This is a genomic window from Pseudomonas sp. P8_241 (assembly GCF_034008315.1).
In the GTDB taxonomy this organism is placed as follows: domain Bacteria; phylum Pseudomonadota; class Gammaproteobacteria; order Pseudomonadales; family Pseudomonadaceae; genus Aquipseudomonas.
This window is the reverse complement of the sequence record NZ_CP125377.1, coordinates 436,688-463,578: the sequence shown is the minus strand read 5'-3', so window position 1 is coordinate 463,578 and position 26,891 is coordinate 436,688. Positions and strand designations below refer to the sequence as shown.

The following is a 26,891-nucleotide window of genomic DNA, read 5'->3' as shown; positions in this document are numbered from 1 at the left end:
CGCCCATGGCCTCCGCCAGCAAACAGCAAAAACGCGCCTCACGCGCCAAGGCCAAGGCCAAGCAGAACCGCACCCAGCGGGCCGCTGCGCCGGTCGAACTGGACCCGAACGACGACCGCATCGATTTCGAATCGGTGGACCTGACCGAGCTGTTCAAGAAAATGATCGACGCCGAAAAGACCAGCCAGCAAGCCCTGTGCACGGCCTTCCTCGAAGACCCGTTGCTGGAACTGGTGTACGAACAGGAAGGCGAAGAAGGCGCGATGGACTTCATCCTTGCCGCACTGATCGAGTATCGCCAATGGTCCACCGAAACCGACGAGGCCGGCGCCCTGGCGTGGATCGAATCACCGGCCTTCCAGGCCGACTACGTGGCGGCGTCCGACGCCATTGCCGCGCAAACCCAACAGAAACCGAACTGAGTTCCCATGGCCTCCCTGAACAAGCAACAGAAACGTGCCAAGCGCGCAAAAGCCAAAGCCAAGCAGATCAACATCCACGGCAGAAAACCTGTCGAGCTGGACGATGACCTTGGCCACCTTGCCGAGCCGATCCCGGAATACACCTTGGCAATGTTCAGCAAAATGCACGACGCCGAAGCCGTCAGCCGCAGCGAAATGCTCTCGGTGTTGCTGACAAATCTCGCCTTTATCATCATCGACCATCCAGAACTGCTGGACATGGAAAACGCCGACGACGAAGGCATGGCCGCCACCCACCTGGCCGCCGACATGCTGATCGACTACCGCATGTGGGCCGATGGCATGGATCGCGAGAGCGCCCAGGCATGGCTGAGTGAGCCGCAGTTCATCGCCGATTTCAGCGCTGCACTGGATGTCTACCGCGAGTCGCTGGAAGCGCCGCAAGAAAAAGCCGAGTAAAGGTCACGCCCCAAACAAAAACGGCCGCTCGTCATCACTGACAGCGGCCGTTTTCATTACGCGGTGCGAATCAGTTCAGCACGACCGCGCCACGTTTCTCCAGTTTTCGACGGCGTGATACCAGCAAGCCGGCAGCGACAACCATCAGGCTCAGCAGACCGGTCGCGAGGATTTCCACACGATGGGCATCCTGGAACAACATGATGGTCAGGGCCGCAACGATGAATACGATCACCGCGTAGGTCAGCCCCGGGAACAACCACATGCTGAAGACGATTTTCTCACCGCGAGCCATACGCTGCTTGCGCATACGCAGCTGCGAGATCGCAATCACCAGGTACACCAGCAGCGCAATGGCGCCAGAACTGGCCAGCAGGAATTCGAACACTGCCGCCGGGGCCACGTAGTTGGCGAAGGTCGCCAGGAACGCTGCGCCAGTGGACATCATCACCGCCCAGTAAGGCGTGCCGCTTTTGTTGGTGCGCGTGGACACCGCCGGCGCATCGCCACGCTTGCCCAGGGAAAACAGCATGCGCGACGAGGTGTAGAGCGCCGAGTTCAAGCAGCTGGTCACAGCAACCAGTACCACAATGTCGACGATCATCTTGGCGTTTGGAATGCCCATGCGGTCAAGCACAGTCTGGTAGGAGCCGACGCTGGCCAGAATCGGGTCGTTCCATGGCACCAGAGCCACAACGATGAAGATCGATACGAGGTAGAACAAGCCGATCCGCCAGATCACCGAATTGGTGGCCTTGGAGATTTGCTTGCCCGGATCTTTCGATTCCGCGGCCGCGATGGTCACGATCTCGGTGCCCATGAAGGAGAACATGGTGGTCAGGATCGCGCCCAACACTGCGCCCATGCCGTTTGGCAGGAAGCCTTGGGTGTCAAACAGGTGCGAAACACCGCTGACCTGACTGTTCGGCATGAAGCCGAAGATCGCCATGATGCCCAGAACAATGAAACCGATGATGGCCAACACTTTGATCAAGGCGAACCAGAACTCAAACTCACCGTAGTTCTTCACACTGAAAAGGTTGGTCACCGTCAGCAGCATCGTGATGACCAGGGCGAAGGCCCAGATGTCTACACCCGGGAACCAGGCATGCAGGATGGTCGCAGCGGCGTTGGCTTCCAGCGGGATCACCAGAACCCAGAACCACCAGTACAACCAGCCGATGGTGAAACCGGCCCAGTGACCGATCGAGCGGTCGGCGTAAGTCGAAAACGAACCAGTGTCCGGCGAGGCAACGGCCATTTCGCCGAGCATGCGCATCACCAATACCACCAGCATACCGGCGGCGGCGTACGCCAACAGAACAGCCGGACCGGCAGCAGCGATGGCGTGACCCGAGCCGACGAACAGGCCGGCGCCGATAACGCCGGCAATCGACAGCATGGTCACGTGGCGCGGTTTGAGCCCCTGTTCGAGGCCATTAGAGCTTTGGGTACTGCTCATTAAAACTACCTTTGTAAGGAGAAGCGAATGCATGCATCCCGTTTAGTGATCCTTCTCGTAAAAAGAAACCAACGGGGCGTTCCGGATTCTGCACGCAATAATTGCGCCAAAATATTTCAAATCCTTCTAACCCGGCGATTACAACCAGACCGGACAGTCATCGCAAGCCATTGAATTTAATGGCACTTCGCCAGAACGTTACCCTGCGACTCACTTTGTGTGGTGAATCAGCGCACCGGAAACACACCTGAAAATGGCTTCGCGCACATTAAAAGTGCACAAGCGGTGCATTTGGCCGGATAGCGCTTCCAACACCCTGTCAAAGCTGGCAACATCGCGCCTTTTTTTGCGGCAGCCACCGCGCTTTTTATCGACAGACAAGGTTCAAACGGCTGTTCGGTTGTTAATGGGGCGACAGTCTGCTGCGCCGATGCGACAACCTGCCACACACCAGCCATTTACCGTCCTTAGTGCTGTTGGCTGCCATTGAAACGCTATGCTAGGTTGGCCGCCTCGCCAGGAAGGCCGCCAAACAGCAGGAGCGCAACATATATGAGGAACGCACATGGCTGAGGCCACGCCCGCGCTTGAAATCCGCAACTTGCACAAACGCTACGGTTCGCTGGAGGTGCTCAAAGGCATCTCGCTGACCGCCCGCGACGGCGACGTGATCTCGATCCTGGGTTCTTCCGGTTCCGGCAAGTCCACGTTCCTGCGTTGCATCAACCTGCTGGAAAACCCGCATCAGGGCCAGATCCTGGTGGCCGGCGAAGAACTCAAGCTCAAAGCCGCGAAAAACGGCGAACTGGTTGCCGCTGACGGCAAGCAGATCAATCGCCTGCGCAGCGAAATCGGTTTTGTGTTTCAAAACTTTAACCTGTGGCCGCACATGAGCGTGCTCGACAACATCATCGAGGCGCCGCGCCGCGTGCTTGGCCAGAGCAAGGCCGAAGCCATCGAAGTCGCCGAAGCCCTGCTGGCCAAGGTCGGCATCGCCGACAAGCGCCACGCCTACCCGGCGCAATTGTCCGGTGGCCAGCAGCAACGCGCGGCCATCGCCCGCACGCTGGCCATGCAGCCCAAGGTCATCCTGTTCGACGAGCCCACCTCCGCGCTTGACCCGGAAATGGTCCAGGAAGTACTTAATGTCATCCGCGCACTGGCCGAGGAAGGCCGCACCATGTTGCTCGTGACCCACGAAATGGGCTTCGCCCGTCAGGTCTCCAGCGAAGTGGTGTTCCTTCACCAAGGCCTGGTAGAAGAGCAAGGACCGCCACAGCAGGTGTTTGAAAACCCGCTTTCGGCGCGCTGCAAACAATTCATGTCCAGCAACCGCTAACGGAGCTACCCGCATGCAGAACTACAAAAAGGTCTTCCTGGCTGCCGCCGTCACCCTGGCCTTCAGCGCCGGGGCCATGGCTGAAACGCTGAAGATGGGCATCGAAGCGGCCTACCCGCCGTTCAACAACAAGGATGCCAGCGGCAACGTCGTCGGCTTCGACAAGGAAATCGGCGACGCCCTGTGCGCCAAGATGAAAGTCGAGTGCACCGTCGTCACCTCCGACTGGGATGGCATCATCCCGGCCCTGAACGCCAAGAAGTTCGACTTCCTGATCTCCTCGATGTCGATCACCGACGAGCGCAAGCAAGCGGTGGACTTCACCGACCCGTACTACTCCAACAAGCTGCAATTCATCGCGCCGAAAAACGTCGACTTCAAAACCGATAAAGCAGCGCTCAAAGGCAAGATCATCGGTGCCCAGCGCGCGACCCTGGCCGGTACCTTCCTTGAAGACACCTATGGTAACGACATCACCATCAAGCTGTACGACACCCAGGAAAACGCCTACCTCGACCTGACTTCCGGTCGTCTGGACGGCATCCTGGCTGACAAGTACGTCAACTACGAGTGGCTGAAAAGCGACGCCGGCCGTTCCTACGAATTCAAGGGCGATCCCGTGGAAGAAAGCGACAAGATCGGTATTGCTGTACGTAAAGGCGACCCGATCCGCGCCAAACTCAACGATGCGCTGAAAGAAATCGTCGCTGACGGCACCTACAAGAAGATCAACGACAAGTACTTCCCGTTCAGCATCTATTGATCCTGACTGCCTGATCGGCGCCGTCCTTTGACGGCGCCGGTTCTCGGCATCGCCCGCCGCGATTTGAAAAGAAATCCATGATTATCGACCTCTACGGATTCGGCCCGGCGCTCGCCGCTGGCGCGCTGATGACTGTGAAACTGGCACTCTCGGCCCTGTGCCTGGGGCTGGTGCTCGGTCTGCTCGGCGCCTTGGCCAAGACTTCCCCGTACAAGCCGCTGCAATGGCTTGGCGGTACTTATTCGACCCTGGTGCGCGGCATCCCGGAATTGCTCTGGGTGCTGTTGATCTACTTCGGCACGGTCAACCTGATGCGTGCCCTGGGCGAGTTCTTCGGCAACCCCGACCTGGAACTCAATGCCTTCGCCGCCGGTGTGATTGCACTGGGCCTGTGCTTCGGCGCCTACGCCACGGAAGTGTTTCGCGGTGCGATCCTCGCCATTCCCAAAGGCCATCGTGAAGCCGGCGTAGCCCTGGGCCTGTCGAAATTTCGCATCTTCACCAAACTGATCATGCCGCAGATGTGGCGCATCGCCCTGCCCGGCCTGGGCAACCTGTTCATGATCCTGATGAAAGACACCGCACTGGTATCGGTGATCGGCCTGGAAGAAATCATGCGTCACGCACAAATCGGCGTGACCGTCTCCAAACAACCGTTCACCTTCTATATGGTGGCCGCGTTCATGTACCTGGGCCTGACGGTTCTCGCCATGACCGGCATGCACTTCCTGGAAAAACGTGCCGCTCGCGGCTTCGCGAGGAGCACCCAATGAACTGGGAAGTCATCATCAAGTGGCTGCCGAAGCTGGCCCAGGGCGCAACCCTGACCCTGGAGCTGGTGGCCATCGCCGTGATCGCCGGTTTGCTGCTGGCGATTCCACTGGGCATCGCCCGCTCGTCGCGTCTGTGGTGGGTGCGGGCATTTCCCTACGGCTACATCTTCTTTTTCCGTGGCACGCCGTTGCTGGTTCAGCTGTTCCTGGTCTACTACGGCCTGGCGCAGTTCGATGCGGTCCGTAACAGCTCGATGTGGCCGTACCTGCGTGATCCGTTCTGGTGCGCCACGGCGACCATGACGTTGCACACTGCGGCCTATATCGCCGAGATCCTGCGCGGCGCCATTCAGGCGATTCCACCGGGCGAGATCGAAGCAGCCCGAGCATTGGGTATGTCCAAACCCAAGGCGCTGTTCTACATCATCCTGCCACGCGCCGCGCGCATCGGCCTGCCGGCCTACAGCAACGAAGTGATCCTGATGCTCAAGGCCAGCGCCCTGGCCAGTACCGTGACGTTGCTGGAGCTGACCGGCATGGCTCGCACCATCATTGCCCGGACCTACCTGCCGGTGGAGATCTTCTTCGCCGCGGGCATGTTCTACCTGGTGATGGCTTATGTGCTGGTACGCGGCTTCAAGTTGCTGGAGCGCTGGTTGCGCGTCGATGCCTGCCAGGGGCGTTGATTCCCGCGTGTTGACGGGCGAGCACCTACTCGCCCGTTTCACCGCGCTGGATGCTTTTCTCACCGAGCATCAAGCGCTGTGGAAGCCACGACCGTTCACATATCTGAACCTTCCCTGGGAAGCCTCCTACCCGGAATTGGCCGCTTGGCTTCGCGGTCGTTCGCTGGACGAAGCGGAAAGCGCCCACAACCATCCAGACCTTCTGAACGCACCAGAACCTTTCGCTTCGCTGGCAGCGATGTCCGTTGCGTTGAGCGCTGTGGATAAATTGCCTGCCCATACGCTTGAAGCCGCAGGCCATCGATTGAACGTCGACGTACCGGGGCGTAAATGGCAGCAGATCGAGGCGTTTGCCAGTCGGTTGCAGTTTTCGAATACGCCCAGGCATTGGCTGGATTGGTGCTCAGGCAAAGGGTATCTGGGCCGACGCCTGCTGCAACCGGGCCAACAACTGACGTGCCTGGAATACGACCCGGCACTGGTCGCCAGCGGTCAGGCGCTGAGTCAACGCCATCACCTGCATGCGTTGCACGTCGAGCAAGATGTACTCGCCACCGACGCGGCTTCGCTTTTACAGGCCGAACACACGCCCGTCGCCCTGCACGCCTGCGGTGACTTGCACGTGCGCCTGATCCAGCTCGCCAGCGCCGCAGGCTGCAAACAACTCGCCATCGCCCCGTGCTGCTACAACCGGACCACCCTGCCGGAATATTCACCGGTTTCTCTTATCGCCCAAGGCTCCCACCTCCAGCTGTCGCTTGATGATCTGGCGTTGCCAATGAGTGAAACGGTCACCGCCGGTGCCCGAGTCAGACGTCAGCGCGACACCTCAATGGCCCGACGCCTGGGCTTCGACCTGCTACAACGGCAACTGCGCGGTATTGACGAGTACCTGCCAACCCCCTCCCTGCCGACAGCCTGGCTGGAAAAACCCCTCTCCGAGTACTGCCATCATCTGGCCGCACTCAAAGAGTTATCCACAATTGGTCCGCAGGATTGGACAGCGCTCGAAGCGGCAGGCTGGCAACGACTGGCGCAAGTGCGCAACCTCGAGTTGCTGCGCGGACTTTTCCGACGTCCGCTGGAGCTTTGGCTCGTCCTCGACCGGGCACTTTTCCTTGAAGAGAAGGGATACACCGTTCGCCTCGGCACCTTCTGCGAAACCCCGCTCACGCCGCGTAATTTCCTGCTTTTGGCTGAGCGCGCTTAACTGCACGGAGCCTGTGGATAACTCTGTTGATTAAATTATCGTGGATCCAATAATCAAGCGTGTTTCAAGAGTGAAACGAACCTGTTCAATATTCGTACACCTGCATAAAAAATCGAAAAAACAGGCATTTGCGGACCAATGAGAACAACTCCACAAATTTTCGAATCGGGCAGCGAAACATCACCTTGCATTGTGCATAAGCATTCAATGAAAAGGACATAAACGCCGAAATCTGGACATTTACGGCAGAGAATCCATCCGTGGATGTTGAGTGAATTTTCAACAAAAGTGTCCCGTTGCAAAAGACTCCGTCACGTCGCACGACCACCACAACGCACGACTGAAAAACCTCACCAAAGCTCCACGTAAAAATAGTCAGAATTCAGGGGTTTACATAACCTTCCCAATCGCTATAATCGTCGCCCAGACACGCCGGTATAGCTCAGATGGTAGAGCAACTGACTTGTAATCAGTAGGTCCCGGGTTCGATTCCTGGTGCCGGCACCATATACAGAAAGGCCCGCAGCGATGCGGGCCTTTTTTGTTTCTTCCTCGGGCTAGCACCGGGCTAGCATCAAATAAAAACACCCCATCTTTTTACCACTCAATCCACTGTCTCGGTGACTGAGCTAGCACGGGCAATTGCGTCTTTTTTTTGTCGGAACAGTGGCTCGACGGGCTTGAACGTTCACACCTTGAATCGCCCCGGATTCTCCAGACACCTTGCAAGCTCATTGCGTAATGCTTTTCAAACTCTACCGGCGACAGCTGATTGTTGAAACCATGCTTTAAGGCAAAGAGGTGTCTACGAAACCCGGGGCGATTCAGCCATCTTGCGTGGATTTTCAACGCCATCGATGCTCCTCACGATATGCACTCCTCCGCCCATCTCTAGAAATTCTGTCCCAGCAGGCAAAACTACGCCGGAGCGTGGACATTAATCAGCTGAGTCCGTGGCCCCGACGCGCCGTCCCAATATGCTAAAAAACTGTCCCGCCGCGCCCATAGTCTCGTGCCCGAGATCTCTACTATAGGACCAGTACCTCTGCCATCAGTAGGGGCCTGCTACCTATACCGGATGCACATCTTGCGCATCGCCGTACAAGCACGGATTGGAGACAACAATGACAAAAATCGCCGACATCCAAAACAGCCCTTCACCAGCATCGCCCTCCGCACCGGCCCTTATCCGGTCGTCGGTGCGACAGCATTCGATCAAGGTAGAGCTTTGCACACCCGCCATCGGCGCAGAGCTCAGCAACGTCAACCTTGTCGACGCTGCCCAGGACCCCGAACTGATCGCGGAAATCAGGGCCCTGTGGCTCAAGCACAAAGTGTTGTTCTTTCGCGACCAGAACATCACTCCAATGGAGCAACAGCACTTCGCCGCACAATTCAGCGAACTGGAAGCCCATCCCCTGGCGCCGAGCCATCCGGAGGCGGACAAGCTGCTGATGCTGTACCGCAATCTCGATCCGAGCAAACCCAAGAGCTATGTGGAAAAGGCTAGTCGCGAAAACCTCTGGCATGCCGATGTCACCTACAAGCAGGCGCCGCCCCGCGGCGCGGTATTGCGCTGCGAACTGGGTCCGGAGACCGGCGGCGATACGCTGTTTTCCAACATGGTGATGGCCTACGAAAAGCTGCCCGAAAGCATCAAGCAACGAATCGATGGCTTGTATGCCAAGCACGGTGCCGAGCAGACCTTTGGCGCCCAGTTGCCACGCGAAGAGCGTCACGCGATGGCTCTGAAGACCCCCGGCGCCGAGCATCCGGTAGTGCTTGTGCATCCCGAGACAGGCGAGAAGGTGCTGTTCGTCAATTCCGCATTCACCACCCATTTCTCGAACTTCTTCAACTTCGAGGACATCCGCTACGGCCAGGACTTTATGCCCCAGGCTCATCACCTGATGAATTACCTGATCTCCCAGGCCGCCATCCCGGAATACCAGGTTCGCCTGAAGTGGCGCACCAACACCGTTGCCATGTGGGACAACCTGCAAGTCCAGCACTACGCCGTGGCTGACTACGGCAACGCGCCACGGAAGATGCTGCGCGCAACTCTTGCGGGAACCCCGCTGACCTGACCCTGACTGCCACACAGACAGCCCGGGCACCCGACCATCCGTGATGGTCGGACGATCCCGGCCGCCGAAAAATTCCCGATCAAAACAACAATCAACGGAGATACCTATGCTCTACGAACACGTCGACACCGCAGTCATCGATGGCGAATCCCTGCCCTGGATTCCGTTTACCCCTTATGCCGATAACGTCCTGCTCAAGTACTTCAAGCTCGACCCGATCCGTGGCGAATGGATCGTCATGATGAAGGCGCCGCTGGACATGCAACTGCCCAAGCACCACCACACCGGCACGGTCATGGTCTACACGATCGAAGGTCAGTGGAAATACAAGGAGCATGACTGGATCGCCGGCCCCGGCAGCATCGTCTATGAGACGGCCGCGTCGACTCACACACCTGAAGTCGTCAGCACGGGAAGCGCGGACGGGTATTCGCTCATGCTGGTTCAAGTGACGGGCGATCTCGCGTTCCTGGACGGCAACGACAACATCGTCGCGCTGGAAAACTGGAAGACCGGGTTGCAACGCTATCTAGCTTATTGCGAGCAGCATAACATCGCGCCGAAAGACCTGACGGCATTCAACTGACCCGGATTTCACGGGAAAAACCGGCGCCTCTGGTTCAAGGGGCGACCGGGCCAGTTACCGGTTAGCAATCATTCAGGGGAGGGAAACAGGCTGTGTCGGGTCGCGGTCTTGACGCGAAATCTGACCCGGGCCTGGCCGCCTGCTCGCTCCCCCGATCACAGACAAGCGAACGGAGCGATGCCATGAAAGGCCTGATGATGCAAAAGCAGCTTTTGATTTCCTCACTCATTGAACATGCCGACCGCCATCACGGTGATACGCAGATCGTATCCCGTCGCGTGGAGGGCGATATCCATCGCTACACCTTCCGTGACTGCCACCATCGCGCGCGCCAGTTGGCCAGCGCACTCACCCGCCTGGGCGTCAAGCCTTCCGAGCGGATCGGCACACTGGCATGGAATGGCTATCGACACCTGGAGTTGTACTACGGCGTTGCCGGCATGGGTGCCATTGTGCATACCATCAACCCTCGCCTGCATGAAGACCAGGTCGCCTACATCGCCAATCACGCCGAAGACCAGTACATCTTCTTCGACTTGACCTTCTTGCCACTGATCAAGGCCATCGCCGGGCGCTGCAATGGGGTCAAGGCGTTCATCGCCATGACTGATCAGGCGCACATGCCCGAGGATGCCGGCATCGACAACTTGCTTTGCTATGAAGACCTCCTTCAACAGGGATCCCCTGACTTCGCCTGGCCGGTTTTCGACGAGGATGCCGCCAGTACGCTCTGCTACACCTCCGGCACCACGGGCAACCCTAAAGGGGTTTTGTACAGTCATCGCTCGTCGGTGCTGCACACCTATGCCGCCGCGCTCCCTGACGCCCTGAATTGTTCGGCACACGACGTGATCCTGCCCGTTGTGCCGATGTTCCATATCAACGCCTGGGGACTTCCCTACATCGCGTGCATGGTCGGGGCAAAACTTGTATTTCCCGGACCGGCCCTGGATGGAGCATCGCTGTTCGAACTGCTCGAAGCCGAGCAGGTGACACTGTCCGCGGGTGTCCCTACCGTGTGGCAAGGCCTGCTTGGTCATCTGGAAAAAACCGGGCGGCAATTCTCCAGCATGAAACGCAGCATCATCGGTGGCGCGACCTGCCCCCCGTCCATGCTGCACACCTTTCAGCAAACCTACGGCGTAGCGGTATTGCACGTCTGGGGGATGACGGAGCTTAGCCCTATTGGAACCGTCGGCGCCCTGAAGGCCAGGCACCTCGAAATGTCTCCGGCAGAGCGTTATGCCGTGCAATCCAAGCAAGGCCGGGCGGTGTTTGGCGTCGACATGAAGATCGTTGACGCGGACGGCCTGGAGCTGCCTTGGGACGGCGCGACCTCGGGTGACCTGATGGTGCGTGGCCCCTGGGTGGTACGCGACTATTTCAGAAATGAAAGCGACTGTTCGCCGCTGCTCGAACACGCCGGCCAGACCTGGTTCCCCACCGGCGATGTGGCGACCATCGATGGTGATGGCTTCATGCAGATCACCGATCGCAGCAAGGACGTGATCAAGTCGGGTGGGGAGTGGATCGGCTCGATCGATCTGGAGAATATTGCCCTGAGCCATCCCTCAGTCGCCCAGGCGGCCTGCATCGCCGCGAAACACGCGAAGTGGGATGAACGGCCCTTGCTGATCATCGTCAGGAAAGCGCAGGCAGCCCTGACCCGGGAAGATCTGCTGGCCTTTTATGACGGCAAGATTGCCAAGTGGTGGGCGCCGGATGATGTGGTCTTCGTCGACGCGATTCCACTGGGGGCTACGGGCAAGGTGTTGAAGAACCGCCTGCGCGAGCAGTTCGGCGATCATCTGCTGGTCAAGGCTGCCACCTGAGTAACAAGGAATAAATCCAGCCCTGTTCATGTGCAAAGGCAGGGCGGACGTTACGGCAGATACCGGTAGCGTTCGCCCTGCCTTTGCATTACCGCTATCAAGGGGTTTAGCCAGCCGGTGGCTTAGAGGCCGGGTCGCCGGACATCAACTGCTCGAGAAACTCCAGCAGTAATTCGTTGACCTGAGCCGGGCTTTCCTCGGCGGCGCTATGGCCTACACCGGGTAGCAGCACCTTTTTGCGCAGAGCGGGTAGGTAGGCGTCCATCTGGTCGTAGAGGCTGCGGATCTCCACCGGCTCCAGGGAAGGGTCGGCAGCACCACCGATGAACAGGCTTGGCTGGCTGACCTTCGCGCCGTCGAGAAACGCGGTAATTTCCCAGTTGCGGTCGCGACAGCGATAGTAGTTCAGGGCACCGGTAAACCCCGTGCGCGTGTACTCGGCGACGTAGTAGTCGAGCGACCGCGGGCTCAGCCAGCACGGGAACGCTCCCTTCGGCTCGGTAAAGGCGTTGAGAATCGGCTCACCGGCCTCGACAAACAGACGCCAGCGTTTGGCTCCCACGGCGCTGCCGGAGATCGAGTAGAAGACGCTGCTCAAGGTCTTGCGCGGATCAGCGGCCAGCTCGCGATCCGGCTTGGTGAGCTGCTGGAAATACAGGTGGTGGTAGACCCGGCCTTTCGCCATGGCCTGCAAGCCCACGGTTGGCTTGACCTTGCCCCGCGGTGGTACCGGGGTATTGAGCATCACCAGGCCACTGAACAGATCCGGGCGCAACATGGCGGCCGCCTGGGCCACCCAGGCGCCCAGGTCGTGGCCGATGATCACCGCAGAGGTTTCGCCCAGGGCCGCCATCAAACCCACCATGTCGCCGACGGACTGGCTCATGTCATAGGCTTCGATGGCATCGGGGCGGTCCGATTGCCCGAACCCGCGTTGATCGGGCACCACAACCCGATAGCCAGCCTCGGCCAATGCCACGATCTGGCGCCGCCACATGTACCAGAGGTAGGGGAAGCCGTGCAGCAGGATGACAAGCGGGCCATGGCCCTCGTCGATGTAGTGCATGCGGATGCCGTTGACGTCGGCAAAGCAGTGGTTGAATGCATCAGGATCGTCGGCATCCACCTGCTCCATTGCAGCGAGCGGCTGACCGATACACATTGAAGTTCGCGTATCCATTATCTACCTCCATCTTATTAGTTGTGGGCTTGAAGGTAGCTCTGAGAGGGCGCCCTGCACTGAGCTTAGCAGGACACAATATTGTGAAATTGGGCCAGAACGAAAGACTATAGAGCTGCTTCTGCCGCCGCCATTCTTGGCTCGCCAGTAGTGTCCCAATATGCAAAGAAATTATCCCGCCATGCCCATAACGCCGCGCTCGTGTTCTCTACAATGGGACCGCACTTCCTGCTCTGCAATACGCCAGACCAAGGTTGAAGATCGCTAGCGCCATCAGTAATTCCACAAGCGCCGTCTTCCCGCGCAATACACCTTCGATGAAAAAAGAAACGCCGCCATCGGCCGAGGGAGATCGTATACATGCCCAAGCTTGTTCGCGCTGCCGTCTTGACCAAATACCTGGAAGTTACCCAAGACCTGGGATTCAACCCGCGTAACGTGCTGGCAGTTGCCGGCCTGAACAAGGCTCAGCTGCAAGCCCCTGAATACCGCATTCCCATCGATGCCGCCGTACGTCTGCTGGAAGATTCGGCCGCCGCCAGCGATTGCCAGACCTTCGGCCTGCGCATGGCCGAGTCACGCCAGCTTTCGGACCTCGGTGTAGTCAGCCTGCTGCTCAGCCAACAGCGCACCCTGCGCGACGCCTTGCAGGTGATGGCGCGCTACCGTCATCTGATGAACGATTCCCTGGGAGTCTTCGTTGAAGAGGCCGGCAGGATGGTGATCATTCGTGCAGTGATGGTCACCGAGACACTGCTGCCCAATCGCCAAGCCACGGAGCTGGTCATTGGCGTGCTGTTCCGCTTGTGCTCGACACTGCTCGGCTCGAAGTGGCGCCCCTACAGCGTCAACTTCATGCACCAGCCGCCAGACAGCCTGCACGTGCATCAGCGCCTTTTCGGCTGCAATCTGGAATTCGGCAGCGAGTTCAACGGCATCGTTTGCTCCGAAGCCAGTCTCGATATGTTCAATCCCAATGCCGACCCGTCCATGGCCCGTTATGCCCAAGACTACGTCGATTCGTTGCAGGGCGATGAAAGCACCTCAATGCTGTTCGAGGTGCGCAAGGCCATTTACCTGTTGTTGCCCATGGGGCGCGCCACCCTGGAGCAGATCGCCCTGTCACAGGGCATGAACGTGCGCACCTTTCAACGCCGTCTGCAGGACGACGGCTGTGCGTTCAACGACCTGATCAATGACGTGCGCCGCGACCTGGCGCTGCGTTATCTGGAGAACCCGAACAACTCGATGAGCCGCATCGCCGACATGTTCGGCTTCTCCATGGCCAGCTCCTTTACCCGCTGGTTCATCAACCAGTTCGGCATGCCTCCGGCGGCGTGGCGCAGCGCGCAGAAACAGTCCGGTCTCTGCGCAGAGAGTGCCGCAGCCCCTAAATCCTTCTGAGTACAGGGCAAAAAAGGGGTTTCGCGCAATTGCGGGAAACTCAGAAACAACAGCGCCGATTTGACTGATGATGTTCGTGCGAGCAAACACAACTGACAAATCGGCGCTCTAGTGCGTGATATGAGTATTGCGAATTCTTTTTCAAGTAGATCAAGCGCGTCTTTCCCGACCTTCGTGATAAAAAATGGCGACTGCTGGTACAGTCGCCGCGAAAAACCGATGTTTGTGGCACTGGTGGTGAGCTTCACCGTAACGAGGAGCCAGCCCAGAGAGCCCTGCCATAAACCTGGTGAAGCCTGTTTTCAGAGGCCCCAGTGCAGCAACAGCAGTACCAGCACGACCAGAAACACCGTCTCTCCCACCATCAGCAGGATCGGCTTGATGCCAACCGCTGCGAGCTCTTTGAGCCGGGTCTTCATGCCCAGGGCACTGATGGAAATCACCAGGCACCAGCGCGACAGTTCGTTGACCGATCCCTGCACCACCGGAGCGATCCAGCCGGTGCTGTTGATGATCTCGACCGGGTGGTTATTGACTTTGAGTTGGGTGGAAATGAACAGATAGCCGCTCTTTGTATGTCCCCCCGGTCGGCGGGCTTTTGTCAGCAGGTGCAGGAATGAGCCGGGCATGCCAGTTACCGCTCGCGATCACTTTCGCGCAGTGCTTCGCTCATGGAAGCCAGCAGCGCATAGGGGGGTCGTGAACCCACCACCGTCCTCTGCCGGCCGAACTGCACACTCGGCACGTCGAATCTGTACCTGCGAGTATTCCAGTTGGCGCTCGCCGATCAGGTACCAGGGCAAAAGAAATCGAAAAACACATCAATACGTAAACGACGACTCACAACCTCACCTCTAACCCGGCTTCACTGACAGGGTCAGGCACGCTCTGGCCCTGAAGCCGGGCGATATCTCTGTGGTAATGACACTTGGCATAAAAGAACACCACCGCCGCCGCGAGGCTGACCAGCGGCACCAGTTGAAACGCGGCATGCAAACCGATGAGGTCGGACACCCGACCGGTGATGAACGGCCCCGGTGCCAACCCCAGCAGGTTGTTGGCCAGGGTCAGCGTGGCGAAGGCCGTGCCGTGCACCGAGTAATGGGTCAGGTTGGCAACCATCGCCCCGGCAGGACCGGTGGTACCCGTGGCAATCAACATGCCCAGGCAGATAAGCAACAGCTGCAATGGCCCCGCCTGCAACGCAAAAGCGGCCGACAACAACAGGCAGCTGCCCAGGCAAAAGCCGATGGCCAGACTGACCTTGCGCTCCGGTGAGTGGCGACACAGGCGATCGCTGAGCATGCCGCACAGAATCATCCCCACACCGCTGCACAACACGATGAGCGCCGCCATGCCGCCGGCCTTGTCTGTGGGCATGTCGTAGTAGCGGTTGAGGTAGCTGGGAATCCACACCATCACCGTACCGCCGACGAATAGCTGCAAACCGCTACCCACGTACGTGGCGATCACCGAATGGCTGGACCACAAAGTGCGCAGCGGACGCTTGACCGCGGCAGCCGTCTTGTTCGCAATCTGCGCGGCACGTTGGGGCGCAATGCGTGCTTCCTTGACGATCAACGGATAGAGCACCGCCAGCACCAGGCCAAACAGAGCCATGCCGGCGAACGACCAGCGCCAGCCCAGCTTGGCCGCGATAGCACCGCCCAACGCCATGCCCAGCACAGCGCCAAACAAACCACCGGCCATGAAAGCACTGGCCAAGGTGGCGCGCATATGTTTGGGGAACACCGAGATCACCACGGCGATGCCGACGCTGCCATAAGCCGCCTCACCGACACCAACCATAAAGCGCGCGATGAACATCTGCTGGTAGTCCTGCGCCACCGCGCAGCCCAGGGTCGCCAGGCTCCAGAGCAGCGCCATCAACGCCAGGCTCTTGACCCGGCCGAAGCGGTCGGCCATCAACGACAGAGGGAACGTCAGCAGGCCAACCATCAGGGCAACGACGCCGCTGAGCAGACCGAGCTGGCCGTCGCTCAACGCCCACTCGCTCTTGAGCAGCGGGAACACCGCGTTGAGCACTTGGCGTGACATGTAATCGGAAATCAACAGGCCGAACGTCAGCGCGAAGACAATCCAGGCATATTTCCGCGCAACGCCGACTCCACCGTAGTCGTCATCGTCGGCCGCGTCGATTGGGTGAAAGGCCATACAGCCTCCTCAATGTGGTTGTTTTATTATTGTTATCGAGCGTGTAGCCGCTACGGCTTACGAAAGAGACTTCAATGCCCACACGCGTGAGCATCCCCATGACCAAGGGCCGTGCTGTTGAACCGCAGTAGGTTCTAGCGCGTATCCATTACCTTCCGCTCTCTATTTTCGGAAGCCTGAAGGTAGCTCTGACAGGGCATCCTGCACTAAGCTTCGCAGGACTCAATCTTGCGAAATTGGGACACGAGGGAAATCATGTATACCCTGACGCGGAGTGCCAGCCTTACCAACTATGAACAGGTTTGCCGTTCAGAGGGGCTCGATCCTTTTCGTATGCTGCGGATGGCCAAGCTGCCGGCCAGTGCCCTCGACGATCCGAGTATCATGATCAGTAGCGATTCGGTCGGCTGGCTGCTGGAGGAGTCAGCCCGATTGTCCGGTCAGGAAGCCTTCGGTCTGCTGCTCGCCGAAAAGAGACACCTTTCCAACTTTGGCATGCTGGCGCTGCTTATCCGCGAAGAGCCAACACTGCGCGCCGCCTTGCAGTCTTGCTTTCGCTATACGCGTCTGCATAACGCCGGTGTGCAATTGTGGCTTGAGGACGTGGGCGATCTGACCCTGCTGCATGTGGGGGTGAACATGCAGGGCCATCATGGCGTCTGGCGCCAAGCGATAGAACAAGCAACCGGAATTATCCTGCGCACGTTGTGCATTCTGAGCGGCTATACCTTCCGACCGGTAAGGGTCAGTTTTACTCACGCCCCCCCCTCCAGCCTAGAAGTACACCACCGTGTGTTGGGAACCGCGATCGAGTTCTCTCAGGAGTTCAACGCCATCGTTTGCCGCGGGGTCGATTTAAATATGGCCATACCTGAGGCGGACCCCGCGCTGCATCGCGAAGTGAAGCGATCGCTGGACATGCAGTTGGCTAACCTGCGCGACGAGCCGACGCAGCGGGTGCGTCAGATCGTCAAGATGCTGCTGCCAAGCGGACTGTGTTCTGTCGATGCGGTTTCCCAACATCTTGGCATGCATCGACGCACCCTTAACCGCCACCTGGCAACTGAAGGTGAGAGTGTCACAACGATCATCAACGCTGTACGGGCTGAACTCGCCGAAGAGTATTTGGCCAACAGCAGACGCCGATTTTACGAGGTGGCCGAACTGCTTGGCTTTTCCACGGCCGGTGATTTTTCACGCTGGTTCCGCAGCCAGTTTGGCAAGACACCTTCGAATTGGGTTGCTTCCTATCGAGAGAGCAAGGCGCTCCCGAGCCCCGCAGCCTGAAAAAATAGAAGGAGAGATTCAAGGGCGACTGACAAGCCTGTTGGCCGACCAACCTGGCTGAAACTGTCATTTCTTCGACGCGGCCATTATCGGCGACAAGTCCTGCATAAGTGAAACGCCCCAGAACCCAGAGACGCTTCTGAGCATCTCCTTTAGGTCGGCAGTTGCCGTTCATGATGACCAAATATGTTAGGTGTCGCCACAGCGCATAGTTAGGACTTCAATCCCGTATCCAGTCTTTAGAGACGAAAAGAGCGACCATCTGCCCTACGCATGCAGAAAGCCAGCAGTAAGGTGAGCAGTCATGCAGTGCACTATCAGCGAGATCGTCCGCCGCGCTGGCATATCGAAGGCAGCGATCATTAAGGCGCGCAATGAGAGACGCCTTCCCGAGTCACTGTTCACCATGAACGAGCTCGGTATCACCTGTGCCGCGGTTGCTGATTTGGCGGAGCGGGTACTACGGCGAACCATTGGTTAGAGGATCAGTAGCACGATGGCGTATGCCTAGATGCTGCTGACCATACGTCACCTCGACGTACTTTCTTTTTTAGGGGTACGCGAAGGGGTATGTCGTTGCTTTCAACTTGGTACTTACCAGTGTTTATGCGGCCTGAAGGAACATGTTCGACTCCTGGTGCCGCACCATACAAAACAAAGCCCCTGCAGAAACGCCGGGGCTTTGTTGTTTCTATCGTTCGGAAAACCTTCTTTTAGTGCCCCGCGCTCTGCCCCCCATCGACATGCAGAATCTCGCCAGTGACAAACCTGGCGCCATCCAGATACACCACCGCCTGCGCAATATCGTCGACTTCGCCCATGCGCCCCATCGGGTGCAAATTACCCAATGCTTCATGCGTCTCTTCACCGTGCATCGGGGTCTTGATGATGCCTGGGGAAACCGCGTTCACCCGAATCCCGCGCTTGGCATATTCGATGGCCAGGGATCGGGTCGCCGCGTTCAAGCCACCCTTGGTCAATGATGCCAACACCGACGGCACTCCATCGATGGCGTGATCGACCAGACTGGTGGTGATGTTGACGATATGGCCGCTGCCCTGCTTTTCCATCTCGGCGATGGCGAGTTGAGTGATGTAGAAGAAGCCGTTGAGGTTCACCGACAGCACGTTGGCGTAGTCTTGCGCCGTGTACTCGGTAAACGGTTTGGCGATGAAAATTCCGGCGTTGTTGACCAGGGTATCAATGCGACCGAAACGGGAAATCGCTTCACGGATGACGCGCTGGGCGGTGGCCGGCTCGCCGATGTCCCCGGCCACGGTGAGAATGTCGGGATCGCTGGAGGGTTTGATGGAGCGTGAAGTGGCGACGATGCGGTAACCCAACTCACGGAATGCTTTGACCATACCGTCGCCTAAACCCTGGGATGCGCCGGTGATGACGATGACTTTTTTCGAAAAGCTCACGATGAATACCTCAGACGATAATTGTGAATAAAACGTGACGCATCAGGCTTCGGCCGGAGGCTCGCCCTGTACTTCAACTTCTGCTCGACGTCATGACTTCTCACCGGCCTCAGCCAACTGTTTTCGATAACGGGTAGTGGTCATCCCGGCGTAACCCCAGTTATCGGTGTCGACTTCCTCGATGACGATGTGGGTCAACTCAGGGCGTTTGTTGAGCACGCGTTCCAGGGTTTCAGTGATTTCGGCAATCACCTGAGCCTTCTGCTCAGGGGTAACGCCATCGCGGGTAATGCGTACGCTTACGAAAGGCATGAGGGCAACTCCAGTGACCTTCCCGTCAGGATGATAGGGAGGCGTTGGAGCTGAATGTATGAGGTAGGCTGGAGTGGATAAAGGTGGGAACGGGAACTTCATTCATTACGTGGCGTAATGAATGAAGAAGAAAGCAACAAGAGCCTCCATCGAGTGACCTGCCGACTTTCTCAATAGCGGCGATGTGTTGAAAAGGGAATTGCCGTCTTAGCTAAATAGCTTGAAGGTCACGTGTCTTGGGCATGCTGGAACAGCAAATCCGTGTGTAGACATGAGACGTTAACGTGTCGCAATTTTTCATTTTTTGCCACACGTCTTCCGAACATGTCGCCGCGGACGACACGTTCGAAAGACGTGTTACCAAAATCGGGTTTCGGCGACATAAGCAAATCAACTGTCTAGTCCTGAAATAGGTTTACACCTGTTTCAGTCTCAAAACGCCCGATGCACCGCATCGGGCGTTTTGTATTTCAAGGCCAGATGTGGCCGCTCCGCGTTGTAGATCAGCACCGATTCATCAACCATTCTCACCGCGTCGGCCAGGTTCTTGGGGCGATGCAGCAAAAACTCCGTCTTCAAAATCCCGTTTATTCGCTCCGCCATCGCGTTCTGATAGCAGTCATAGCCATCGGTCATCGAACAAATGACCCCGTGCTTGGTGTGAAAACGCTGATAAAGGTCGGAGCAATACTGCGCCCCACGGTCTGAGTGATGAACCAGCGGCTGCTTGGTTTTCCTTCCTCCTACAGCCTTCTTCAGCGCTTTGAGCACCGACTCTGTATGCAAGCTCTCATGCACATGATGTCCCACTATTTTACGCGAGTAGGCGTCGGTGATCAGGCTCAGATAAGCAACGCTCTCCTGGGTAGGCAGATAGGTTATATCCGCAACCCAAACTTGCTCAGGAGCACAGGCAATGATTTGCTGCGGGCCTGCCTTGAGTAGGTTTGGATGGCGGCGAAATCGATGATGGCTGTGGGTGGTCTTGTGGTATGCCCGCTTGCGAGGGACCAATTCTCGCGCTTCTCGCAGGATGCTGAACAGGCGATCGCGCCCCACCCGCAGACTCGTTTCTGCTTCGGCCTGCAGCATATAATGCAGCTTGCGTGTTCCCAGCCTTGGCTGGCGCCGCCGCTTTTCCAAGACGAAATCCACGACCTTTTGATCGTCGCTAGCCTTCGCATCAAACGCTCGGTTGCGCTTGTAGTAAGCCTGACGTGAAATGCCCATGAACAGGCAAGCCCTGCTGATACTCAGGTCTTTGACTTGCCCTTGCGCGAGGACTTGCCGGGTCGCTTTTTTACGATGGATACACCGTAGTCGTTCTTCAAGACGTTTACGACAGCCTCGAAAAACTGAGCCTTTTGATTGCTCAGTTCAAGCTGTTCTTCAAGCTCTTTGATCCGCTGCTCGGGTGACAGCGGTACCGTGGACTCGGCCATGGAACTCTTCCTCAGCACTCGAATAGACGCGCCTTGGCTCCAATCCTGCCGACCATGCTTGCGTAACCACACCAACACCGTTGACCGACCCTGGATGCCATAGCGCCGTTGAGCCTCTTTATAACTCAACTCGCCCTTTTCGACCTGATCGACCACCGACAATTTAAAAGCCAGCGTGTAATCGCGCTGACTGCGCCTTTTCCCCGAATCCATTGCTCCCTCCTGAAAATAGGTCAGAAGGTGTAAACCTTATTCAGGACGGGACAAACAGCACAAAAAAGCCCCGAACCAGTCGGGGCTTCTTCTTTCTCAGCCCTTTATCAGGCCGGGATACCGAACGGGATCATCAGAAAATGTTGATCGGGTAATCCACAAACACACGCACTTCATTGCCACTCACGTTGTACTCGCTCGACTTCTGCGACACGCGCAGAACCGAGCTGCGCAGTTTCACGCTGAGGTCTTTGGCCGGACCGCTTTGCACGACGTACTTGATCTGGTTGAAGATCTCGCGCTCGGTGCCGCCTTCGCTGGTGGAAGTGGTGATGTTGTCACCACGCACGTAGGCGAAGTTGTAGCTCAGGCCAGGGACACCGAAGGTGGTGAAGTCGAGGCCGTAGCCCAGCTGCCAGCTGCGTTCGTCTTCGGCGTTGAAGTCGGACCAGTAGGAGTTGGCCAGGTAAATGGTGTTGCCACCGTCGCCGATGCGTCCCTGGTCTTTCTGGTAGCCACCGTAGGCGTAGCCCAGGTTGCTGTCGCCCGTGCTGCGCTGGTGCGCGAGGGTGAAGGAGTGCGCGCCGGTAACGAAGGTGGCGGCCAGGCTCCAGATCTTGTTGTCGTCGCCGGTAATGCCGTTGTCGCGAACGTAGGAGTCTTCCAGCTTGGTGCGGTAGCCGTTGAAGTCCAGGTTCAAGGACTGATCCTTGTCGACCGGGATCACGTAGTTGGCGTTGATGTATTGCTTCTTCAGCACGTCTTCGACGTCGGAAGCGTACAGCGCGCCTTTGAATTGCTCAGTGAACTGATAGCTGCCGCCCAAGACGTTGATCGACTTCAACCCACCGCTGTCACGGCCTTCAGCGCTTTTGCGCGATTGGGCAGTGAAGCGACCGGCGTTCAGCTCAAGGCCTTTGATCTCCCTGGAGGTGATCAGGGTGCCGGTGTAGCTTTCCGGCAGCAGGCGCGAGTTGTCGTAATTCAACACCGGCAATGCCGGCATTTGGTCGCCGTAGGTCAGGGTGGTGCTGGACAGGCGGAATTTGACCGCTGCGCCACCCTTGGACAGGTCATCGGCCGGTTCTCCGCTGGCGCCCTTTTTGAAAAAATCGATGCCTTGGGCGCCGCTACGATCTTCGCTGCGCTCCAGGTTCAATGCATACAATCCAAAAGCATCCACACCGACACCGACGGTGCCTTGGGTGAAGCCGGAAGAGAAGGTGCCGATGGCCGCCTGGCCCCACTCGGACTTATCCGGATTGCCGTCTTTGTAGTCACGATTCATGTAGGCATTGCGCAGCAGCACTTTGAGGCTGCTGTCTTCAACGAAACCCTTGGACTCGACCTGGTCGTTAGCCATGGCCGGTGTTGCACTCAAAATCCCCAGAGCGATCAGGCTGATTCGCTTGTTCAACATGGTGTTCTTTTCCTTGTTTGCGGTTGAAACGCGCTGTGTCGAACGACGGAAACGGCGCTATCGCGCTCTTTTTTCGTGACGAAAACAAAAAGGCCCGCCCACGATTTCTCGCGGCGGGCCTTTTTATTGTTTTGAATCGTGGCGGTCGGCCACAGGCGTTGGGCGGGATCGTAGCCGCCCCTCTGACTATGTGTCAATTTCAGGAATCGTCGATAAACAGGCAAAAAACGTCCAGGAAAGACAGTTAGGCGGCAGGAATATTCAATTGACGTAGAACGAAAGGCACGAGTTTTCCTCTCGGTCAGGTGACTCAATACCCGAACGTATCAATCACGACATACTTTGCAACAATCAATCTCTCGAACCTTCAAGAACAATTAACGGAAGCAAATAACAAGCATTACCATTCGCACCCTTGAATTTCCAACCTTCTCGGATGCACTTCGCAATGCCTGCCCCCTTTCGTCTTACGCCCATGACCCTTGGGCTTTCTGCCTTCCTGTCTGCCGGTTTTTCCTACGCAACAACGACCACCTTGCCTGCTACCTCGATCAGCGCCGAAGCGGAAGCGGACGATCCGCGCGTCACCCAAACCAGTACGGCGACCCGCACCAATACGCCGGTGCGCTATGTGCCTCAAGCCATCGATTCGATCAAAACCTCGAACGTCTCGGACTACGGCACCAACGATCTGGGCACGGCACTCAGTGGCATCCCTAACGTCAGCAGCGGCGCCGACACGCGCTTCGACAGCTTGCGCATCCGCGGCTTCGATGCCAGCAACGACTTCTATCTCGATGGCATCCGCGACGACAGCCAATACGTGCGCGACTTGCACAACATTGAACGCATCGATGTTCTAAAAGGCCCCGCTGCTGTGTTGTATGGTCGTGGCAGCCAGGGTGGCATCGTCAACCGGGTCAGCAAGTTGCCGGAGTTCGGTCGCCGCTCGACGATCGAAGCCCAGGGCGGCAGCGAAGATCTGCGCAGCCTGTACGCCGACCTGAGTACCGATCCATCCGAGAACATCAGCCTGCGCCTGAACATGGGCAACATGGACGAAAACAGCTTCCGCGATGGCGTGAGTGGCAATCGCCAGTTGTTCGCACCATCGATGAGCTGGCAGCTGACACCCGACCTCAACTGGCTGGTGCAGTACGAATACAGCCGCTACAACCGAACGCCGGACCGTGGGATCCCCGGTGTAAACGGTCGCCCGGCAGACGTAGGACGCGATACGACCTACGGCGGCGAGCACGATTTCATCGATGACAAGGCACAATCCCTACGCTCAAAACTCACCTATGAGTTGAACGATAACTGGCAGCTGCGCCAGACCCTGGGTGTATTCAAGCTCAATAGCGATTTCGACAACACCTATCTGACCGGCTACATTCCGGCCACCCACCAGGTCACGCGCCAGCACTGGCAGCAGGACTTGTCCACCCGCAACGTCTACAACAACGTTGAACTGGAGGGTGGTTTCGATACCTTTGGCCTGGAACATCGCCTGCTCACCGGCATCGAAATCGGCAGCCAACGCCGCGATCCGCTTTTGTACACCGCTGCCACCACAGGCCCGGGGAGTTCACCGGTGCCGCCGCTGGATCTTTACAACCCCAATCGCGACTTGCGTCATACCGGGCGCATGCAGGTGTCGAGCAACTCCCACACTGAAGTCGAAAGCCGCGCCGTTTACGTGCAGGATCAGTTGCACCTGAGCGATCAATGGCAATTGCTCGCCGGCCTGCGCTACGACACCTTCGATATTGAGTCGACCAACAAGCTGCGCGACATATCCGAAGACCGCGACAGCCACAGCACCAGCCCACGTGTAGGACTGGTCTGGACGCCGTTACCGAATCATTCCTTTTACGCTTCCTGGTCCAAGACGTTCTCACCGGTTGGCGGTGGCTTGATCGGCATCACCCCAGGCGCCGCCGGCAATGCCAATGACCTGAGCCCCGAGCTGACCAAGCAGAAAGAAATCGGCGTGAAGAGTGACTGGCTCGATGATCGCTTGAGCACGACACTGGCGATCTACGAACTGGAGCTCTACAACCGCCGCACCAGCGACCCGAACAATCCAACCATTACCCTGCTCTCCGGCCTGCAACGCTCCCGCGGGATCGAGCTGACCGCCGCTGGCAAGATTAGCGGCAACTGGTACGTGCGCGGCGGTGTGGGTATCCAGGACGCAACCATCGAGGAAGATAACAACGGCCTGGAAGGCAAGCGCATCAACAATGTGGCCAAGCACAACGGCAGCCTGTTCCTGACCTGGAAACCGGAAATGGGTTGGTACGCCGAAACCGGTTTGACGCTGGTCGGCGATCGCTATGCCGACAACCTCAACACCACCGTGCTGCCGGGTTACGGTCGTTGGGATGCCTTGGCCGGTTTCCGTGAGAAAGATTGGGATTTGCGCGCGGCGCTGAACAACATCAGCGACAAAACGTACTACTCGTCGGCGACCAGTGCATTTCAGATCCAGCCGGGGGCACCGCGTAGCCTGGTGGTGACGGGCACCTACAGCTTCTGACCACAACACAAAACCTGTAGGAGCTGGCTTGCCAGCGAAAGCGGTGGGTCAATAACGTAGAAGTCGTTTGACACGACGCCTTCGCTGGCAAGCCAGCTCCTACGGGACTATTCAAGAAAAAAAAGCGCTGCCATCCGAGGCAGCGCTTTTTGTTTTTTCAATCCGTTGTTGTGCTTCTTATCCTTCCATCACATCCCACAACGCATCCAGTTCCGCCTCGCTGAAAAAATCTGCGGGGTAGCGCTCGATCATTGTCCGGCGCGGATCAGTTTCACTGATCGAACGCGTTCCATTGGACTTTAACCAGTGCGCCAGAACCTGGAGCGATTCGCTGTTTATCACCAGGGGATGCAACGACTTGTCGCTCATTGCATTTACTTCGGCGTTCATTTCAGCGCTCTCTCCCGATTTGTGAGCGGCTAACTTATCCAAGGTTTATGACAGAACATCGAAGTTCTCCCCCTCCCCAAGTTGCAACCGTACAGATACAAGAGCTGTGCCAAAGTTTCTGAGTTGTGGACAAGCGGATACAAAAAAACCCGCAGTCCATGGGGGCTGCGGGTTCTGGGCAACGGAACAAGGCGAAAGGCCAGCTTGAGCAATAAGGTAATCAACTCAGGCTGTTACGGCCTCACTCACTCCATGTGCGGAGCCGGTTGCTGCTGGGTAAGGCAGTGAATGTTGCCGCCACCCAGTAACAGTTCACGACCCGGCACCATCACCACTTCGTGTTGCGGGAACAGATTCTGCAAAATCTCTTTCGCCGGACCGTCCTGAGGGTCATCAAAACTCGGGGCGATGATGCCGCCGTTGACGATCAGGAAGTTCACGTAGGAACCCGCCAGACGAACAGTAGGATTGCGTTCCTGAGTGCCGTCGACCGGATCCACCCCGGCACACTCTTCTTCGGTCGCGAACAGCGGCCCCGGAATCGGCATTTTGTGCACGGTGAATGGGCGACCTTTAGCGTCCGTGCTGCTTTGCAGCACTTTCATTGCAGCCTGGCAGCGTGGATAGTTCGGATCCTGGGGGTCGTCAGTCCAGGCCAGCAACACTTCACCCGGACGCACGTAGCAGCAGAAGTTATCCACATGGCCGTCGGTTTCATCGTTGAACAAACCGTCCGGCAACCAGATGATTTTATCCACAGCCAGATTTGCGCTGAGTACCGCTTCGATTTCTGCGCGGCTCATGTGTGGATTGCGATTGCGGTTGAGCAGGCATTCTTCGGTGGTGATCAGCGTGCCTTCGCCATCGACGTGAATCGAGCCGCCTTCGAGTACAAAGCCTTCGGTGCGATAGCGCTGGCTGCGCTCGATTTCAAGAATTTTGCCGCCGACCTGCGAGTCCCGGTTCCACGGTGAATACAGACCGCCGTCGAAACCACCCCACGCGTTGAAATCCCAGTTCACACCACGGACTTCGCCACTGTTATTGATAACGAAGGTCGGGCCGGAGTCGCGGACCCAGGCGTCGTCACTGGACATTTCCACCACGCGGATATTCGGTACGTCGAGACGTGCACGAGCGTTTTCGTACTGGCCGGCGGAAACCGCGACAGTCACAGGCTCGAAACGGGCGATGGCCTTGGCCACTGCCGCGTGGGCGGCTTGCGCCGGCTTGCCGCCCAGGCGCCAGTTGTCCGGCCGCTCTGGCCAAATCATCCAGGCCTGGGTTTGCGGTGCCCACTCGGCGGGCATGTAGAAGCCGTCGGCGCGAGGGGAGCTGTTCAAAGTGGTCATGGCTCAGGACTCCAGAGTGACATTGATACCTGACAAAAAATGGAAGCGCATTGGGGCACGCCGTGGACTGTGGCGACTTTATATCCGATAAATATCGGCTTTTAAAGCGTTACCTATCAGAATTAGCTCAT

General features: G+C 57.8%; 23 protein-coding genes, 1 tRNA gene and 2 pseudogenes. 14 read left to right on the top strand and 12 right to left on the bottom strand.

Features of this window, described 5'->3' with window-relative positions; translation table 11 throughout:
• Positions 1-5: 5 nt before the first annotated feature.
• Both QMK58_RS02095 and QMK58_RS02090 read left to right on the top strand, forming a co-directional pair.
• Positions 6-422: a hypothetical protein gene (locus QMK58_RS02095; protein WP_053153121.1), complete on the top strand. Its 417-nt coding sequence runs from the start codon at positions 6-8 to the stop codon at positions 420-422.
• A gap of 6 nt (positions 423-428) precedes the next feature.
• The gene (locus QMK58_RS02090) at positions 429-881 is read left to right on the top strand and encodes a hypothetical protein (protein WP_053153118.1); all 453 of its coding nucleotides are present in this window, start codon (positions 429-431) and stop codon (positions 879-881) included.
• 70 nt (positions 882-951) lie between these two features.
• Here QMK58_RS02090 and gabP read toward each other — a convergent pair whose 3' ends face one another.
• Positions 952-2,343, bottom strand: coding sequence for a GABA permease (gene gabP, locus QMK58_RS02085; protein ID WP_053153109.1), 1,392 nt, complete (start codon positions 2,341-2,343; stop codon positions 952-954).
• A gap of 227 nt (positions 2,344-2,570) precedes the next feature.
• The gene (locus tag QMK58_RS02080; RefSeq protein WP_156322293.1) at positions 2,571-2,801 is read right to left on the bottom strand and encodes a hypothetical protein; all 231 of its coding nucleotides are present in this window, start codon (positions 2,799-2,801) and stop codon (positions 2,571-2,573) included.
• A 107-nt stretch (positions 2,802-2,908) separates the two neighbouring features.
• On the opposite strand from QMK58_RS02080, the gene QMK58_RS02075 reads away from it, so the two are divergent.
• The 9 genes from QMK58_RS02075 (at position 2,909) to QMK58_RS02035 (ending at position 11,619) form a co-directional block, all read left to right on the top strand.
• Complete coding sequence (locus QMK58_RS02075) at positions 2,909-3,682, top strand: ABC transporter ATP-binding protein (RefSeq protein ID WP_320395799.1); 774 nt, start codon at positions 2,909-2,911, stop codon at positions 3,680-3,682.
• A 13-nt stretch (positions 3,683-3,695) separates the two neighbouring features.
• A complete protein-coding gene (locus QMK58_RS02070; RefSeq protein WP_053153106.1) occupies positions 3,696-4,445 on the top strand; it encodes an ABC transporter substrate-binding protein in 750 nt (249 codons plus the stop codon).
• A 77-nt stretch (positions 4,446-4,522) separates the two neighbouring features.
• Positions 4,523-5,218 carry an ABC transporter permease gene (locus tag QMK58_RS02065; RefSeq protein WP_053153103.1) on the top strand — a complete coding sequence of 232 codons (696 nt, stop codon included), beginning with the start codon at positions 4,523-4,525 and terminating at the stop codon, positions 5,216-5,218.
• Entirely contained in the window at positions 5,215-5,904 is a 690-nt protein-coding gene (locus QMK58_RS02060) for an ABC transporter permease (protein WP_053153100.1), read from the top strand. Before QMK58_RS02065 ends, QMK58_RS02060 begins: the two co-directional genes overlap by 4 nt.
• Positions 5,885-7,114 carry a methyltransferase gene (locus tag QMK58_RS02055; protein ID WP_320395798.1) on the top strand — a complete coding sequence of 410 codons (1,230 nt, stop codon included), beginning with the start codon at positions 5,885-5,887 and terminating at the stop codon, positions 7,112-7,114. Before QMK58_RS02060 ends, QMK58_RS02055 begins: the two co-directional genes overlap by 20 nt.
• A gap of 431 nt (positions 7,115-7,545) precedes the next feature.
• Positions 7,546-7,621, top strand: a tRNA-Thr gene (locus tag QMK58_RS02050).
• A 707-nt stretch (positions 7,622-8,328) separates the two neighbouring features.
• Positions 8,329-9,201, top strand: a complete 873-nt coding sequence (locus QMK58_RS02045) for a TauD/TfdA dioxygenase family protein (protein ID WP_218187245.1) — start codon at positions 8,329-8,331, stop codon at positions 9,199-9,201.
• A gap of 106 nt (positions 9,202-9,307) precedes the next feature.
• A complete protein-coding gene (locus tag QMK58_RS02040; protein WP_053153094.1) occupies positions 9,308-9,787 on the top strand; it encodes a 2,4'-dihydroxyacetophenone dioxygenase family protein in 480 nt (159 codons plus the stop codon).
• Between the two features lie 182 nt (positions 9,788-9,969).
• Entirely contained in the window at positions 9,970-11,619 is a 1,650-nt protein-coding gene (locus QMK58_RS02035) for a 3-(methylthio)propionyl-CoA ligase (protein ID WP_320395797.1), read from the top strand.
• Between the two features lie 106 nt (positions 11,620-11,725).
• Here QMK58_RS02035 and QMK58_RS02030 read toward each other — a convergent pair whose 3' ends face one another.
• A complete protein-coding gene (locus QMK58_RS02030) occupies positions 11,726-12,799 on the bottom strand; it encodes an alpha/beta hydrolase (RefSeq protein ID WP_082344396.1) in 1,074 nt (357 codons plus the stop codon).
• Positions 12,800-13,159: 360 nt separating this feature from the next.
• Here QMK58_RS02030 and QMK58_RS02025 point away from each other — a divergent pair, with 360 nt between their 5' ends.
• Positions 13,160-14,203: an AraC family transcriptional regulator gene (locus QMK58_RS02025; protein ID WP_053153088.1), complete on the top strand. Its 1,044-nt coding sequence runs from the start codon at positions 13,160-13,162 to the stop codon at positions 14,201-14,203.
• A 302-nt stretch (positions 14,204-14,505) separates the two neighbouring features.
• On the opposite strand, the pseudogene QMK58_RS02020 reads toward QMK58_RS02025, so the two are convergent.
• From QMK58_RS02020 to QMK58_RS02015, 3 genes and pseudogenes are all read right to left on the bottom strand, one after another.
• A pseudogene (locus QMK58_RS02020) lies at positions 14,506-14,715 on the bottom strand (putative sulfate exporter family transporter); the annotation flags it as partial.
• Positions 14,716-14,949: 234 nt separating this feature from the next.
• A pseudogene (locus QMK58_RS28830) lies at positions 14,950-15,047 on the bottom strand (DsbA family oxidoreductase); the annotation flags it as partial.
• The gene (locus tag QMK58_RS02015; RefSeq protein ID WP_053153084.1) at positions 15,044-16,378 is read right to left on the bottom strand and encodes an MFS transporter; all 1,335 of its coding nucleotides are present in this window, start codon (positions 16,376-16,378) and stop codon (positions 15,044-15,046) included. The gene QMK58_RS02015 and the pseudogene QMK58_RS28830, both read right to left, overlap by 4 nt.
• 255 nt (positions 16,379-16,633) lie before the next feature.
• Between QMK58_RS02015 and QMK58_RS02010 the strand changes: the two genes are divergently transcribed.
• Entirely contained in the window at positions 16,634-17,665 is a 1,032-nt protein-coding gene (locus QMK58_RS02010; protein ID WP_320395796.1) for an AraC family transcriptional regulator, read from the top strand.
• Between the two features lie 713 nt (positions 17,666-18,378).
• On the opposite strand, the gene QMK58_RS02005 is transcribed toward QMK58_RS02010, so the two are convergent.
• The 4 genes from QMK58_RS02005 to QMK58_RS01990 all read right to left on the bottom strand — a co-directional run bounded on the left by QMK58_RS02005 (position 18,379) and on the right by QMK58_RS01990 (position 22,476).
• Positions 18,379-19,089, bottom strand: coding sequence for an SDR family NAD(P)-dependent oxidoreductase (locus QMK58_RS02005; RefSeq protein ID WP_053153079.1), 711 nt, complete (start codon positions 19,087-19,089; stop codon positions 18,379-18,381).
• Positions 19,090-19,179: 90 nt separating this feature from the next.
• The gene (locus QMK58_RS02000) at positions 19,180-19,401 is read right to left on the bottom strand and encodes a tautomerase family protein (protein ID WP_053153078.1); all 222 of its coding nucleotides are present in this window, start codon (positions 19,399-19,401) and stop codon (positions 19,180-19,182) included.
• A gap of 432 nt (positions 19,402-19,833) precedes the next feature.
• Positions 19,834-21,056 (bottom strand): IS3 family transposase gene (locus QMK58_RS01995; protein WP_172681848.1). Its coding sequence is split into 2 segments (ribosomal slippage): positions 19,834-20,705 and positions 20,705-21,056, totalling 1,224 coding nucleotides; the frame shifts between segments, so codons are not numbered across the junction.
• A gap of 133 nt (positions 21,057-21,189) precedes the next feature.
• Complete coding sequence (locus tag QMK58_RS01990; RefSeq protein ID WP_053153011.1) at positions 21,190-22,476, bottom strand: OprD family porin; 1,287 nt, start codon at positions 22,474-22,476, stop codon at positions 21,190-21,192.
• 448 nt (positions 22,477-22,924) lie between these two features.
• Here QMK58_RS01990 and QMK58_RS01985 point away from each other — a divergent pair, with 448 nt between their 5' ends.
• A complete protein-coding gene (locus tag QMK58_RS01985) occupies positions 22,925-25,018 on the top strand; it encodes a TonB-dependent receptor (protein ID WP_053153243.1) in 2,094 nt (697 codons plus the stop codon).
• Positions 25,019-25,195: 177 nt separating this feature from the next.
• Here QMK58_RS01985 and QMK58_RS01980 read toward each other — a convergent pair whose 3' ends face one another.
• Together QMK58_RS01980 and aguA are read right to left on the bottom strand one after the other, a co-directional pair.
• Positions 25,196-25,408 (bottom strand): hypothetical protein, encoded by a 213-nt coding sequence (locus tag QMK58_RS01980; protein ID WP_053153013.1) that lies wholly within the window; start codon positions 25,406-25,408, stop codon positions 25,196-25,198.
• 245 nt (positions 25,409-25,653) lie between these two features.
• Positions 25,654-26,760: an agmatine deiminase gene (gene aguA / locus QMK58_RS01975; protein ID WP_053153016.1), complete on the bottom strand. Its 1,107-nt coding sequence runs from the start codon at positions 26,758-26,760 to the stop codon at positions 25,654-25,656.
• Between the last annotated feature and the right edge of the window lie 131 nt (positions 26,761-26,891).